This window comes from Pseudomonas sp. (assembly GCF_049590575.1).
GTDB lineage: Bacteria > Pseudomonadota > Gammaproteobacteria > Pseudomonadales > Pseudomonadaceae > Aquipseudomonas.
In genome coordinates this window covers 1-13975 of sequence record NZ_JBAWDE010000055.1, presented here as the reverse complement: position 1 = coordinate 13975, position 13975 = coordinate 1, and the positions used below count along the sequence as shown (strand labels likewise).

Below are 13975 nucleotides of genomic sequence, written 5' to 3'. Positions count from 1 at the left end.
GGCGCTTGGCCACCGAGCGCTGGATGCTCGGCGGTGGCGGCACGGCGCTGCGCTGGAAATCCCCGTCGGCCAACAGGCCGGGGTCAAAGCGGGTGCTCAGCAATACCGTGCCCGGCAAGGGTTCGGGCAGCGGCCAATGGGCATCGAGTGGGGTGCAGCAAGCGGGTAAGGGCGTCATGGCCGGTATTTTGCCGAGTTGGCACGCGTCCGCATAGCCCGCTGTGTTCAGCTGAGGTTCAGAGCCTGTTCAGGGGGAGTTCAGGGGCGTTTGCGTAGGCTGATCCCAACACACAACAGCCACGCGCGTAATGAGGTAACACCATGACTGCGATCAAAAAGCTGATGTTGGCGTTAACCATGCTCAGTGCCACTGCCGGGGTGCAAGCGTCTGATGGGGCGTTTGCCGGATTCGGTCGCGAGAAAAGCAAAAAAACCAGCACGCTGATTCAGCGCGTGAGTGTCGAGGATGCGGGCAGCCAGCCCACGCCTTGGGGCCAGTCCCTGGGCCTTGGCGCCCCGCAGGCGGACTATCGCGCTGGCTACGCACCCCTGACTGGCCAATACAATGGCATTAAACTGCGCCCGCAAGACGTGCAGGGCCGCTATGATATCCCCCTGTCGGACAGCTGAATCGCTTTGGAGAGCCTTATGAAATTGCTGGTCGTGGAAGATGAGGCGCTGCTGCGTCATCACCTGTTCACCCGCCTGACCGACAGCGGACACGTGGTCGAGGCCGTGGCCAATGCCGAAGAGGCCCTGTACCAGACCGGCCAATTCAACCATGACCTGGCGATCATCGACCTGGGCCTGCCCGGCATGGGCGGGTTGGACCTGATCCGTCAACTGCGCAGCCAGGCCAAGACCTTCCCGATCCTGATCCTGACCGCGCGGGGCAACTGGCAGGACAAGGTCGAAGGCCTGGCTGCCGGCGCCGACGACTATGTGGTCAAGCCGTTCCAGTTCGAAGAGCTGGAGGCGCGGATGAACGCCTTGCTGCGTCGCTCCAGCGGTTTTACCCAGTCGACCATTGTCGCCGGGCCCTTGCTGCTGGACCTCAACCGCAAGCAGGCATCGCTCGACGAGCAGCCGCTGGCGCTGACCGCCTACGAATACCGGATCCTCGAATACCTGATGCGCCATCACCAGCAAGTGGTGGCCAAGGACCGTTTGATGGAGCAGTTGTACCCCGATGACGACGAGCGCGACCCGAACGTCATCGAAGTGCTGGTCGGTCGCTTGCGCCGCAAGTTGGAAGGCCCGGCCGGGTTCAAGCCGATCGACACCGTGCGCGGCCTCGGCTACCTGTTCAATGAGCGCTGCCGTTGATTCGCTCGCTACGCGTGCGCCTGATGCTGGCGGCCGCCACCCTGGCCGTGTTGTTCATGCTGGGCTTGTTGCCGGCCATGCAGGGCGCGTTCAGCCTGGCCTTGCAGGATTCCATCGAGCAGCGCCTGGCCTCGGACGTGACCACGTTGATATCCGCCGCGCGCGTGGAAAACAACCGCCTGCTGATGCCGGCGCAACTGCCTGACGAACGTTTCAACCTCACCGACAGCCGGCTGCTGGGCTATATCTACGACCGCGAAGGCCACCTGGTGTGGCGTTCGCGGGCCACCAAGGAAGAAAACATCAACTACAAACCGCGCTACGACGGGCGCGGTAACGAGTTTGCGCGGATCCGCGAGGCCAACGGCCAGGAATTCTTTGTGTACGACGTCGAGGTCAAGCTGCTCGGCGGCAAGAGCGCGGCGTTCAGTATCGTCGCCCTGCAACCGGTGCGCGAATACCAGGTGACGCTCGAAGGCCTGCGGGAAAACCTCTACCTGGGCTTCGGCGCGGCCTTGCTGGTGCTGCTGACCTTGCTCTGGCTGGGCCTGACCTGGGGCCTGCAAGCCCTGCGGCGCCTGAGCCAGGAGCTTGACCAGATCGAAGGCGGCACGCGCGAAAGCCTCAGTGAAGAACATCCGCGCGAACTGCTGCGCCTGACCGGCTCCCTTAACCGTTTGCTGCACAGCGAACGCGAGCAGCGCGCGCGCTACCGTGACTCCCTCGACGACCTGGCCCACAGCCTGAAAACCCCGCTGGCGGTGCTGCAGGGGGTGAGCGAAGACATGGCCCAGCGGCCGGAAGACCGCGACCAGGCCTGGGTGCTGCAATCCCAGATCGAGCGCATGAGCCAGCAGATCAGCTACCAGTTGCAGCGCGCCAGCCTGCGCAAAAGCGGCCTGGTGCGTCACCAGGTGCGCCTGGAGCCGGTGCTGCAAAGCCTCTGCGACACGCTGGACAAGGTCTATCGCGACAAGCGCGTCACCGTGACCTTTGACTTGCCGTCGGAATGCGACGTGCCGATCGAGAAGGGCGCCTTGCTGGAACTGCTCGGCAACCTGCTGGAAAACGCCTACCGCCTGTGCCTGAGCGAAGTGCGCATCAGCCTGGTGGAAAGCGTCGAAGGCAGTGAGCTGTGCATCGAAGATGACGGACCGGGCGTGCCGCCTGACCAGCGTGCGCGGATCCTGCAAAGGGGCGAGCGGCTGGACCGCCAGCATCCGGGGCAGGGGATTGGCCTGGCGGTGGTCAAAGACATCATCGAGAGCTACGGCGCGCGGCTGACCCTGGGGGATTCACCCCTAGGGGGCGCGGCGTTCAAGATTCATTTTCCTGCCGTGTGAGCCTCTTCGCCGTTGGAATGCGGTTAAACGGTGGGAGCGGGCTTGCCCGCGAAAGCGCCAGTCGCATCAGTACACATCTAACTCTCTTGCGCGCGATAGGCCCCCGGTGTCAGCCCCGTCCATTTCTTGAATGCCCGATGAAACGCCGACGGTTCGGAAAACCCTAACTGCTCGGCGATCTCCTGCAATGACAAATCCGCCCGCCCCAAATGATAGATGGCGATGTCCCGCCGCAGCTCATCCTTGAGCGCCTGGAAGCTGGTGCCTTCTTCACGCAAATGGCGGCGCAGGGTTTGCGGGCTGATATGCAGGTGATAGGCGACGGCTTCCAGGTCCGGCCAGGGTGTGCGGTCGCGGCTCAATAAACGCCGCAACTGGCTGCTCAGGCTGTCGCCTTCATCCGGGCGCGAGAGCAAATCCGCTGGGGAGTGCTGCAGGAAGTGCTTGAGCGTGCGTTCGTCCTGCAACAGCGGCAGGCTCAGGTAGCGGCTGGGAAACACCAGGCTGCTGTTCGGTGCGCCGAATACCTGGGTGCAGGGAAACAACAAGTCATATTCGCTGGCGTGGGCTGGCGCCGGGTAGCTGAACGTGGCCTGGTGCAGCCGAATGCGTTGGCCGATCAGCCAACTGCCCAAGCGGTGCCAGATCACCAGCAGGCACTCGCTGAGGAAGTGATCCGGGTCCCACAACTGGGAATCGTCCAGGCTCAAGCGGGCCATGTCGCCTTCGCGTGTCAGCTGCCAGCGCGGACCTTGCGGGAATAGGCTATAAAATAATAAGCCGCGTTCCAGAGCCTTCTCCAGGGTGCGGCAGTGGATCAACGCATGGCACATCATGGCGAAGGTGCCACGTTTGCTCGGGCCGTCGGCAAAGCCCAGGTATTCGTCGTCCAACGCCAGCCAGAGCATTTGCAGCAGCCGGGTAAATTGTTCCGGCGCAATGCGGGCGCGCGGTTCGGTCAGCAGCTCCGGGGTGATCCCCGCCCGTTGCAGCAGGCTGAAGTAGTCGTAACCGGCCCGACGCGCACCGCCTAGGGCTGCCCGGGCGTAATGACTGGCGATGGTACGTTCACGCATGCGAAGGCCTCGTCCATGGAATGGCGGATGGTAGTCACCTGCGGATAGGGCGACAAGGCGGATATCCGCCAAATTGTAGGACGGGATTGGGCGAGTCGGCGGAAATCCGCCACCTGTTGCATGGCCTCCTGGGGCGGTTTTGGACCCCCAACCCTGATGTCTAAAGGCCTCCAGGTTTTTTCAGCAAAGTGGCACGGCGTTTGCGATAAAGATTACAGCGCAGGCTGGTTCCTACAGACCTCGCAAACAACAAATCCCTCCAGTGCAGGAGGGTTCGCAATTCAAGTGTCGTGGGCAATGGCGGATATTTGCCACACGGGACGATTGAGGAACTTTGCAATGACGACTCGTCAGCCAATCTACAAATCCCTGTATTTCCAGGTGATCGTTGCAATCGTTATCGGTATTTTGCTCGGTCACTTCTACCCGCAGACCGGCGTGGCCCTCAAGCCACTGGGTGACGGCTTTATCAAGCTGATCAAAATGGTCATTGCCCCGATCATCTTCTGCACTGTTGTCAGCGGCATCGCTGGCATGCAAAGCATGAAATCGGTCGGCAAAACCGGCGGCTACGCGCTGCTGTACTTCGAAATCGTTTCCACCGTCGCCCTGCTGATCGGCCTGATCGTGGTGAACGTCGTGCAACCGGGCGCCGGCATGCACATCGACGTGGCCACTCTGGACGCCTCGAAAGTCGCGGCCTACGTGACTGCCGGTGCAGACCAGAGCATCGTTGGCTTCCTGCTTAACGTGATCCCGAACACCATCGTCGGCGCGTTCGCTACCGGTGACATCCTGCAAGTGCTGATGTTCTCGGTGATCTTCGGTTTCGCCCTGCATCGCCTGGGTGCCTACGGCAAGCCGGTGCTGGACTTCATCGATCGTTTCGCCCACGTGATGTTCAACATCATCAACATGATCATGAAGCTCGCGCCAATCGGTGCCCTGGGCGCCATGGCGTTCACCATCGGTGCCTACGGTGTCGGTTCGCTGGTGCAGCTCGGCCAGCTGATGATCTGCTTCTACATCACTTGCCTGCTGTTCGTGCTTGTAGTGCTGGGTGGTATCTGCCGCGCCCACGGTTTCAGCGTAATCAAGCTGATCCGCTACATCCGTGAAGAGCTGCTGATCGTACTGGGTACTTCCTCCTCCGAATCCGCACTGCCACGCATGCTGATCAAGATGGAGCGTCTGGGCGCGAAGAAATCCGTAGTAGGCCTGGTGATTCCGACCGGCTACTCGTTCAACCTCGACGGTACTTCGATCTACCTGACCATGGCGGCCGTGTTCATCGCCCAGGCGACCGACACCCATATGGACATCACCCACCAGATCACCCTGCTGCTGGTGCTGCTGCTGTCCTCCAAAGGTGCCGCTGGCGTGACCGGTAGCGGCTTCATCGTACTGGCTGCAACCCTGTCGGCCGTAGGCCACCTGCCGGTTGCCGGCCTGGCGCTGATCCTGGGTATCGACCGCTTCATGTCCGAAGCCCGCGCGCTGACCAACCTGGTGGGTAACGCTGTTGCCACCCTGGTTGTGGCCAAGTGGGTCAAGGAACTGGACGAAGACAAGCTGAAAGTTGAGCTCGCATCCGGCGGTCGCGGCATCTCCGACACCCGTGAAGAAGATGACCTGGGTGTGGCTGAAGGCCCTGCTCCTATCATCAAGTAAGCTTTAGCGTTGTGCGAAAAACCCATCTTCGGATGGGTTTTTTTATGCCCGTCGGTCATCGAAGCGCGTTGTAGCGGGTTACCCGCATGAACCTGGCAGCCAGGCAGGTGTCGATCAATCCTCACACCTTGCATCGCCGGGGTGTGTTGTCTGGGTTAACTTAGTCACCTGCGGGGCTTTTATCGGTTCATAGGCGGTGTTTATCAACGGCCCGAAGCGCCATTGAGCTTCGAGGCTGGCAAGAGGTGAAGGCTGGATGGACAGTGTGGATCTGAATGTCCTGCGCAGCGTGCTCCAATGGCGCCGCGCCGGGGAACGAGTGGTGCTGTACAGCGTTGTGCAGACCTGGGGCAGCGCGCCACGCCCGCCAGGCGCGATGCTGGCGTTGCGTGGCGATGGCGTGGTGATTGGCTCGGTTTCGGGCGGCTGCATTGAGGACGACTTGATTGCGCGTCTGCAGGATGGGCGTTTGCCCGAAGATGGCCCACCGGTGCAACTGGTGACCTATGGCGTCACCCGCGATGAAGCCGCGCGTTTTGGCCTGCCGTGTGGTGGCACCTTGCGCCTGACCGAAGAGCGCGTGGGCGACTGGGATTGGGTGTCGCAATTGCTTGCGCGCTGTGAGGACCATCAGATCGTCGCGCGTGAGCTGGACCTGGCGACCGGCCAGGTGACCCTGAGCGACGCAAGCAAAACCGATGTCGTGACGTTCGATGGCCAGCGTCTGCGAGCCATCTACGGCCCGCGCTGGCGCCTGTTGTTGATCGGCGCCGGACAACTGTCGCGCTATGTGGCGGAAATGGCGCGGTTGCTGGATTTCGAAGTGCTGATCTGTGACCCGCGCGAAGAGTTCGTCTACGGCTGGGAAGAGCAGCACGGCCGCTTTGTGCCGGGTATGCCGGATGAAGCCGTATTGAATATCCAGACCGACGAGCGCACGGCCATCGTGTGCCTGACCCATGACCCGCGTCTGGACGACATGGCATTGCTGACCGCGTTGAATTCCAGTGCGTTTTACATTGGTGCACTGGGCTCGCGGGTCAACAGCCAGAAACGTCGCGAGAACCTCGCGGAGCTGGGGTTGAGCGCGCAGGCGATTGCACGTCTGCATGGGCCGATTGGTTTGCATATTGGCAGCCACACGCCGTCGGAGATTGCGTTGTCGTTGCTGGCGGAAATCGTCGCGATCAAGAACGGCGTGGCGCCAGTGCAGAAAAAGCCGCTGCCGGTCGTGGCTGAATGACGGTTACCGCGATTGTGCTGGCGGCGGGGCAGGGCAGTCGTTTTCGGGCGGAGGCCGGCGCTGACAAAGATAAATTGCTGGCAGATTGCGTAGGCTTGGATGGCGTGACGCGGCCGGTGATTGAACAGGTGCTTTTGAATTTGCCACCGCGCGTAGTCAGGCGTTTGCTAGTGACCTCGCCCGATCGCCTTGAGGTAATTCGGCTGGCAGAGACTTATCGCTGCGACGTGTTGCTGCTGGAGTCCGCTGGCATGGGCGACAGTATTGCGGCGGCCGTCGCGGCCAGCGGTTTGGCTGATGGCTGGCTGGTGGTATTGGGCGACATGCCGTTTATTCAATCTTCGAGTATCGAGCGGGTCAGCGACGCGATGGTGGCGGAGGGTATCAGCGTTCCACTGCATGACGGTCAGTATGGGCACCCTGTGGCCTTTGGGCGTGAGCTCGGGCCTGCCTTGCTGGCGTTGACCGGCGATCGTGGGGCCAAACCGCTGTTCGCTCAGGTCGCCGTGCAGGAAGTACGGCTAGAAGATCCGGGCGTGTTGTGGGATGTGGATGTACCTGCGTCGTTGAACTTCCGCTAGTCGCCATGCATAAAAAAGCCCCGCCTGATCATTCAGGCGGGGCTTTTTAGTGGCTGATGGAATCAGACGAGGGGTTTAGGCTCGTGTTCTGCTTCCAGGGCCTTTGGGCTGTGCTCTGTCACTTCTTCAACGGAGCGCGGGGCTTCGTCGACGACGGGGGCAGTGTGCTCAACCACGGGTTCAGCGGCCGTAGCGGCAGCCGCTGCAGCCGCGGCTGCTTCGGCTTCCTTGCGACGACGACGCACTTCACGTGGGTCGTTCGGCGCGCGGCCGTTTTCAGTCAGGGCGCTGGCTGGGGCGGCTTCAACCACCGGGGCGGCAACTTCTTCGGCTACCACTGGCGCTTCAACCACAGGCTGAGGCTCAACCACTGGAGCAGGTTCGGCAAGCACTTCGGCAACCGGTGCAGGCGCTTGTTCTACCACGGGGGCAGGTGCAGGCGCTTCAACCGGTGCAACCGGCTCAGGGGCAGACCACTGGAAGGCGGTCTGTTCTTCGCGAACTTCACGCACTGCCGGGGCAGCTTCTTCGACGGCCGGGGCTTCAACAACCGCTTCAACCACTGGCTGCTGCGGCTCAACGATCGGTGCTGGCTCGACAGCAGCCACTTCGGCTGCTGGCTGGGCTTCGCGAACTTCGCGTACGACCGGGGCCACTTCCACTTCCGGGACCACTGGGGCTTCGATCGGGGTGGTGGCCTCAACCACAGGTGCTTCAACAACCGGTGCTTCAGCCACTGGCGCCTCGGCAACTGGCGCTTCTACCGCAGGGGTTGCTTCGACAGCGGCAGTAGCGCGCTCAGCTTGCTCGTGCGCCTGGGCTTCAGCAGGTGCGCTGATGACCGAGCTGGCAACGGCAGCGGTGACGGCCAGGCCGGCAGCCAGTTCGGCGCCAGTCGGTTCGCCAGTAGCGGCTTCTGCGTTCTCGCCGGCTTCTTCCGAGCCTTCGATCACATTGCCGTTGGCATCACGCTGACGCTCACGACGGTTGCTGCGACGACGCTGACCACGGGAGCGGCGGCGTGGACGATCGCCTTCGGCGTTGTCCTGGCCGTCTTCCTGCAGTTGCTCTTCGCCAGTCAGCACTTCTTCTTCGCCGGCAACAGCGGCCTGCTCGGCACGTGGTTGACGCTCTTCGCGCGGAGCACGTGGCTGGCGTTCTTCACGCGGCGCACGTTCTTCACGCGGCGCACGTTCTTCACGCGGCTGGCGCGCCGGGCGTTCTTCGGTAGCGGTTTCGCCAGTGGCAGCCGGTGCGGCGTCCAGTGGTTCGCGCAATTCGCGCACACGTTCTTCACGCTCGCCACGTGGCTTGCGGTCTTCACGTGGGGCGCGTGGGGTACGTGGCGCGCGCTCTTCACGCGGTGCACGTTCTTCACGGGCTACGGTCGGGGTTTCTTCACGGGCTTCGCGAGGGGCACGCTCTTCACGGGGTGCGCGTTCTTCACGCGGAGCACGTTCTTCGCGCGGCTTGCGCTCTTCGTCACGGCGACCGTTGCGGTTACGGCTCTGCTGGCGACCGTTGCGACGTTCTTCGTTGCGCGCCGGGCGCTCGGCGGCTGGCTTTTCAACCACAACCGGCGCAACAGGCTCTTCTTTGGTGGCGAACAGGCTGACCAGCGACTTCACCAGGCCCTTGAACAGGCTTGGCTCAGGCAGGGCAGCCGGTGCGGCAACCGGGGCAGCAGCTTCAGCAGGCACCGGTGCGTTGGCACGGGCTGGCGCGGTCTTGACGGCAGCTTCCTGGCGAACCAGGGTGCGGGTCGCGGCGGCTGGCTGAACTTCTTCCACTTCAGCCGCGGCAGCCGCGATTTCGTAGCTGGACTGGCCGCTGTGAGCTTCCGGGCTGTCATCACGCAGGCGCTGCACCTCGAAGTGCGGCGTTTCGAGGTGATCGTTCGGCAGGATCACGATGCGGGCGCGGGTGCGCAGTTCGATCTTGGTGATCGAGTTGCGTTTTTCGTTGAGCAGGAACGCTGCAACCGGGATCGGCACTTGCGCGCGGACTTCGGCGGTGCGGTCTTTCAGGGCTTCTTCTTCGATCAGGCGCAGGATCGCCAGGGACAGCGATTCAACGTCACGGATGATGCCGGTGCCGTTGCAACGCGGGCAGACGATGCCGCTGCTCTCGCCCAGGGAGGGGCGCAGGCGCTGGCGGGACATTTCCAGCAGGCCGAAGCGCGAGATGCGGCCGACTTGTACGCGGGCACGGTCAGCTTCCAGGCATTCGCGGACTTTCTCTTCCACGGCGCGCTGGTTCTTGGCTGGGGTCATGTCGATGAAGTCGATCACGATCAGGCCGCCGATGTCACGCAGGCGCAACTGGCGGGCGATTTCTTCAGCCGCTTCCAGGTTGGTCTGCAGGGCGGTTTCTTCGATGTCGCTACCTTTGGTCGCACGCGCCGAGTTGATGTCGATGGACACCAGGGCTTCGGTCGGGTCGATCACGATGGAGCCGCCGGAAGGCAGTTCGACCACGCGCTGGAAGGCGGTCTCGATCTGGCTTTCGATCTGGAAACGGTTGAACAGCGGCACGCTGTCTTCGTATAGCTTGATCTTGCTGGCGTACTGCGGCATCACCTGGCGAATGAAGGTCAGGGCTTCGTCCTGGGCTTCAACGCTGTCGATCAGCACTTCGCCGATGTCCTGGCGCAGGTAATCGCGGATGGCGCGGATGATCACGTTGCTTTCCTGATAGATCAGGAACGGCGCGGAACGATCCAGCGAGGCTTCTTTGATGGCGGTCCAGAGTTGCAGCAGGTAGTCGAGGTCCCACTGCATTTCTTCGCTGCTGCGGCCAAGGCCTGCGGTGCGCACGATCAGGCCCATGTCGGCCGGCGCGATCAGGCCGTTCAGCGCTTCACGCAGTTCGTTGCGTTCTTCGCCTTCGATGCGACGGGAGATACCGCCGGCACGTGGGTTGTTCGGCATCAGCACCAGGTAGCGGCCAGCCAGGCTGATGAAAGTGGTCAGGGCTGCGCCCTTGTTGCCACGTTCTTCTTTTTCGACCTGAACGATGACTTCCTGGCCTTCGCTCAGGACGTCCTTGATGTTCACGCGGCCTTCAGGGGCTTTCTTGAAGTACTCGCGGGAGATTTCTTTGAGGGGCAGGAAGCCGTGGCGCTCGGAGCCGAAATCGACAAAGGCAGCCTCAAGGCTTGGTTCGATGCGAGTAATCCGGCCTTTATAGATGTTGGCCTTCTTTTGCTCGCGTGCACCGGATTCGATGTCCAGGTCGTAGAGGCGTTGGCCATCTACCAGTGCAACACGCAACTCTTCGGGTTGAGTTGCGTTAATCAGCATTCTTTTCATGTTGTACCGTCGGTTTCCGGGCTGCCGGAAACGGCGTTCGGCACACACGACTTCTCACGGTCGGTGTCAGGTGCGTCAAGAGTGGTTGGCCACTCCAGTGTCCAGCAAAACCCGCCAATGTGGGCCGGTATCGCGACGGACGCGTCCTGCTTGTTAGCGGTGGTGACAAAGGCACCACTTCAACAAAAGCTAAGGTCAGGAGGAGGAATCAACCGGCGACTGTGGACGAGATGAAGCGTCTAAATATAAGCCTAGTGCTACACGGTCCGACGGTTGTGCATCTCCACCCTACACGTATCCCTGATAATTCGGGTGCTGCCGCGCGCAGAATCCGCAGCGGGTTGGCATTTACCGTGTGCTCCAATGGGGAGTACACGCTCATGGCTAAACAAGACTGGGTGTGGGCGACTGCGCTCTCACTCAGCTCTTAACAGGCGTTGTTTCCGAAGCATTCGCCATGGTCTGGCTCAAGACTGACTGCACTTTGTGAACTGGCCGTAAATATCGGCGCAGAACGCGAGTATTCACTCTGCTTTCTGCACTCGCTTCAGGCCTCATGTCACCTGCGCTTGTTACAATCTCCAGCCTTCCAAGGTGGCGAAAGCCCCGTAGGACGGCCTCGCGTCCTGATGAATTGCGATGGTCAGGGCCGGCAGTTTGCCGCAAGTCCTCTGTCCAGGCCGCTTTTGGCGGCGTTCGCGACTATAGCAGCAATGATTAAGTGCTTCAATTCCATAAAAAATTGTTATCATCGCCGCCATGACGACTACCGCCCCCCAGACCCCCAGCGTCCAGCTGCTCGAGGTCTCGCCGGAATATGCCGGCCAACGCATCGACAATTTTCTCCTGGCCAAGCTTAAAGGCGTGCCCAAGACCTTGATTTACCGCATCTTGCGTAAAGGCGAAGTGCGCGTGAACAAGGGCCGCATCAAGCCCGAGTACAAGTTGCAGGCGGGCGACATCGTCCGTGTGCCGCCGGTGCGCGTGCCAGAGCGGGACGAGCCGGTACCGCTGGCCCAGGGCCTGCTGCAGCGCCTGGAAGCCTCGATTGTCTACGAAGACAACAAGTTGATCGTGATCAACAAGCCTTGCGGCATTGCGGTTCACGGCGGCAGTGGCCTGACCTTTGGTGTGATCGAAGCCTTTCGTCAGTTGCGCCCTGATGCCAAGGAGCTGGAGCTGGTCCACCGCTTGGATCGCGACACCTCCGGCCTGCTGATGATCGCCAAAAAACGCAGCATGTTGCGCCACCTGCATACCGCCTTGCGCGGTGATGGCGTGGACAAGCGCTACATGGCGCTGGTGCGTGGCAACTGGGCCAGCTCGATCAAAAGCGTGCGTGCGCCGTTGCAGAAGAGCAACCTGCGCTCCGGCGAGCGCATGGTCGAGGTGGACGAGGAGGGCAAAGAAGCCCTGACCCTGTTCAAGGTGCTGCGCCGCTTCGGCGACTTCGCCACGATGGTCGAAGCCAAGCCGGTGACAGGTCGAACCCACCAGATTCGCGTGCATACCCTGCATGCCGGCCACTGCATTGCCGGTGACACCAAGTACGGCGACGAGGATTTCTCCAAGGAAATCCGCGACCTCGGCGGCAAGCGCCTGTTCCTGCATGCCTACATGCTGACCGTGCCGCTGCCCGATGGCGGCGAACTGAAGCTGCAGGCGCCGGTGGATGAGATGTGGGCCAAGACCGTGGAGCGTTTGAGTGTCGCACCTTGATTACAAACTGCTGATTTTCGATTGGGACGGCACGCTGTGTAACTCTATTGGCCGGATCGTTGCATCCATGCACGCCGCCTCGGCCCGTTCCGGCTTTGAGCTCTGCACCGACCTGGCGGTCAAGGGCATCATCGGCCTTGGCTTGCCTGAAGCGATCCGCACCTTGTACCCGCGGATCAGCGACGCTGAGCTGGTGGCATTTCGCGACCACTACGCCGATCACTACATTGCGCTGGAGGCCACGCCTTCGCCGTTGTTCGACGGTGTGTTGCAGTCGCTGGAGGCGTTCCGTGCGCAGGGTTATCACTTGGCCGTCGCGACCGGCAAAGCCCGCCGTGGCCTGGATCGGGTGCTCAAAGCGCACAACTTCGAAGCATTTTTCGACATCACCCGCGCGGCGGATGAAACCGCCAGCAAGCCGCACCCTCTGATGCTCGAGCAGATCCTTGCCCACTGTGGTGTATCGCCGCGCCAGGCGTTGATGGTGGGCGATGCCTCCTTCGACCTGATGATGGCGCGCAATGCTGGCATGGACAGTGTGGCGGTCAGCTATGGTGCCCAGGCTGCCGACGCCTTGCAGCAATACGAGCCCAGGCTGACGATTGATCATTTTTCCGAACTGCAGGCCTGGCTCGACCGGGCTCAATAAGTCTTTGCTGGGGTTGATGGCATGAGTGACGAGTGGAAAGCGCCCGAAAAGGCTGAGAGCGGCGATGACAAAAGCTGGAAGCTGCTGGAGAAGACCCTCCTGGCCAGCGTTCAGGAACAGCGCCGTGCACGGCGTTGGGGGATTTTCTTCAAGCTGCTGACCTTTACCTACCTGATCGCGATGCTGGTGCTGTTCAGCCCGCTGATGGACATGGAAAAAAGCGCGACCCGTGGCAACAATTACACCGCCTTGATTGAAGTGCGGGGCGTGATCGCCGACAAGGAGTCGGCCAGTGCCGACAATATCGTCAGCAGCCTGCGCACGGCGTTTGAAGACCCCAAGGTCAAGGGTGTGATCCTGCGCATCAACAGCCCAGGTGGCAGCCCGGTGCAGTCGGGTTATGTGTATGACGAGATTCGCCGTCTGCGCGGCCTGCACCCGGACATCAAGCTGTATGCGGTTATTTCCGACCTGGGGGCTTCAGGTGCCTACTACATTGCCAGCGCTGCTGACCAGATTTACGCCGACAAGGCCAGTCTGGTGGGCTCCATCGGGGTGACGGCGGCCGGTTACGGGTTTGTCGGCACCATGGAGAAGCTGGGGGTGGAGCGTCGCACTTACACGTCGGGCGAGCACAAGGCATTCCTTGACCCGTTCCAGCCGCAGAAGGCCGATGAAACCCAGTTCTGGCAGGGCGTGCTCGACACCACCCATCGCCAGTTCATCGCCAGCGTGAAGCAGGGGCGTGGGGATCGCCTGAAAGATAAGGACCACCCGGAATTGTTCTCCGGGCTGGTGTGGTCGGGCGAGCAGGCGTTGCCGCTGGGCTTGATCGACGGCCTGGGCAGTGCCAGTTCCGTGGCGCGGGACGTGATTGGCGAGAAGGAATTGGTGGATTTCACCGTTCAGGAATCGCCGTTTGATCGCTTCTCCAAGAAGCTTGGCGCGAGTGTGGCTGAGAAACTGGCCTTGTACATGGGCTTCCAGGGCCCGACCCTGCGCTGAAACCCTGAGGCTGGCACAGCTCAACATGTGGGAGCGGGCTTGCTCGCGAAT

11 protein-coding genes and 1 pseudogene are annotated in these 13975 nt (G+C 61.7%); 9 read left to right on the top strand and 3 right to left on the bottom strand.

The window, feature by feature from the left end; genetic code table 11:
- Positions 1 to 178, bottom strand: a pseudogene (locus tag WBR57_RS04025) (4'-phosphopantetheinyl transferase); the annotation flags it as partial.
- 143 nt (positions 179 to 321) lie between these two features.
- Between WBR57_RS04025 and WBR57_RS04020 the strand changes: the two are divergent.
- From WBR57_RS04020 to WBR57_RS04010, 3 genes are read left to right on the top strand one after another with little or no spacing between them, the layout of a single operon-like run.
- Complete coding sequence (locus WBR57_RS04020) at positions 322 to 630, top strand: hypothetical protein (protein WP_424082340.1); 309 nt, start codon at positions 322 to 324, stop codon at positions 628 to 630.
- Between the two features lie 18 nt (positions 631 to 648).
- Complete coding sequence (locus WBR57_RS04015) at positions 649 to 1326, top strand: response regulator (protein ID WP_017138377.1); 678 nt, start codon at positions 649 to 651, stop codon at positions 1324 to 1326.
- On the top strand, positions 1323 to 2669 hold the full coding sequence (locus tag WBR57_RS04010; RefSeq protein WP_424082337.1) for an ATP-binding protein: 1347 nt from the start codon (positions 1323 to 1325) through the stop codon (positions 2667 to 2669). Before WBR57_RS04015 ends, WBR57_RS04010 begins: the two co-directional genes overlap by 4 nt.
- Positions 2670 to 2746: 77 nt before the next feature.
- On the opposite strand, the gene WBR57_RS04005 is transcribed toward WBR57_RS04010, so the two are convergent.
- Complete coding sequence (locus WBR57_RS04005) at positions 2747 to 3745, bottom strand: AraC family transcriptional regulator (protein WP_424082335.1); 999 nt, start codon at positions 3743 to 3745, stop codon at positions 2747 to 2749.
- A gap of 339 nt (positions 3746 to 4084) precedes the next feature.
- On the opposite strand from WBR57_RS04005, the gene WBR57_RS04000 reads away from it, so the two are divergent.
- The 3 genes from WBR57_RS04000 (at position 4085) to WBR57_RS03990 (ending at position 7240) form a co-directional block, all read left to right on the top strand.
- The gene (locus WBR57_RS04000) at positions 4085 to 5416 is read left to right on the top strand and encodes a dicarboxylate/amino acid:cation symporter (protein ID WP_424082333.1); all 1332 of its coding nucleotides are present in this window, start codon (positions 4085 to 4087) and stop codon (positions 5414 to 5416) included.
- 256 nt (positions 5417 to 5672) lie between these two features.
- Positions 5673 to 6659, top strand: a complete 987-nt coding sequence (locus tag WBR57_RS03995) for an XdhC family protein (RefSeq protein WP_424082331.1) — start codon at positions 5673 to 5675, stop codon at positions 6657 to 6659.
- Positions 6656 to 7240: a nucleotidyltransferase family protein gene (locus tag WBR57_RS03990; protein ID WP_424082329.1), complete on the top strand. Its 585-nt coding sequence runs from the start codon at positions 6656 to 6658 to the stop codon at positions 7238 to 7240. The genes WBR57_RS03995 and WBR57_RS03990 overlap by 4 nt, the downstream gene beginning before the upstream one ends.
- Positions 7241 to 7302: 62 nt before the next feature.
- Here WBR57_RS03990 and rne read toward each other — a convergent pair whose 3' ends face one another.
- Positions 7303 to 10542 (bottom strand): ribonuclease E, encoded by a 3240-nt coding sequence (rne, locus tag WBR57_RS03985; protein WP_424082327.1) that lies wholly within the window; start codon positions 10540 to 10542, stop codon positions 7303 to 7305.
- A gap of 768 nt (positions 10543 to 11310) precedes the next feature.
- Between rne and rluC the strand changes: the two genes are divergently transcribed.
- The 3 genes from rluC to WBR57_RS03970 are packed head-to-tail and all read left to right on the top strand — an operon-like array spanning position 11311 to position 13924.
- The gene (rluC, locus tag WBR57_RS03980; RefSeq protein ID WP_424082325.1) at positions 11311 to 12270 is read left to right on the top strand and encodes a 23S rRNA pseudouridine(955/2504/2580) synthase RluC; all 960 of its coding nucleotides are present in this window, start codon (positions 11311 to 11313) and stop codon (positions 12268 to 12270) included.
- Positions 12257 to 12919: an HAD-IA family hydrolase gene (locus tag WBR57_RS03975; RefSeq protein ID WP_424082323.1), complete on the top strand. Its 663-nt coding sequence runs from the start codon at positions 12257 to 12259 to the stop codon at positions 12917 to 12919. The genes rluC and WBR57_RS03975 overlap by 14 nt, the downstream gene beginning before the upstream one ends.
- A 21-nt stretch (positions 12920 to 12940) precedes the next feature.
- Positions 12941 to 13924: a S49 family peptidase gene (locus WBR57_RS03970; RefSeq protein ID WP_424082321.1), complete on the top strand. Its 984-nt coding sequence runs from the start codon at positions 12941 to 12943 to the stop codon at positions 13922 to 13924.
- Positions 13925 to 13975 lie beyond the last annotated feature (51 nt).

Excerpts from the sequence above, each read along its gene's own strand:
- WBR57_RS03970 (WP_424082321.1), top strand. The coding sequence starts at position 12,941 with ATGAGTGACGAGTGGAAAGCGCCCGAAAAGGCTGAGAGCGGCGATGAC.
- WBR57_RS04000 (WP_424082333.1), top strand. The coding sequence starts at position 4,085 with ATGACGACTCGTCAGCCAATCTACAAATCCCTGTATTTCCAGGTGATC.
- WBR57_RS04005 (WP_424082335.1), bottom strand. The coding sequence starts at position 3,745 with ATGCGTGAACGTACCATCGCCAGTCATTACGCCCGGGCAGCCCTAGGC.
- rne (WP_424082327.1), bottom strand. The coding sequence starts at position 10,542 with ATGCTGATTAACGCAACTCAACCCGAAGAGTTGCGTGTTGCACTGGTA.
- WBR57_RS04020 (WP_424082340.1), top strand. The coding sequence starts at position 322 with ATGACTGCGATCAAAAAGCTGATGTTGGCGTTAACCATGCTCAGTGCC.
- rluC (WP_424082325.1), top strand. The coding sequence starts at position 11,311 with ATGACGACTACCGCCCCCCAGACCCCCAGCGTCCAGCTGCTCGAGGTC.
- WBR57_RS04015 (WP_017138377.1), top strand. The coding sequence starts at position 649 with ATGAAATTGCTGGTCGTGGAAGATGAGGCGCTGCTGCGTCATCACCTG.
- WBR57_RS03995 (WP_424082331.1), top strand. The coding sequence starts at position 5,673 with ATGGACAGTGTGGATCTGAATGTCCTGCGCAGCGTGCTCCAATGGCGC.
- WBR57_RS03990 (WP_424082329.1), top strand. The coding sequence starts at position 6,656 with ATGACGGTTACCGCGATTGTGCTGGCGGCGGGGCAGGGCAGTCGTTTT.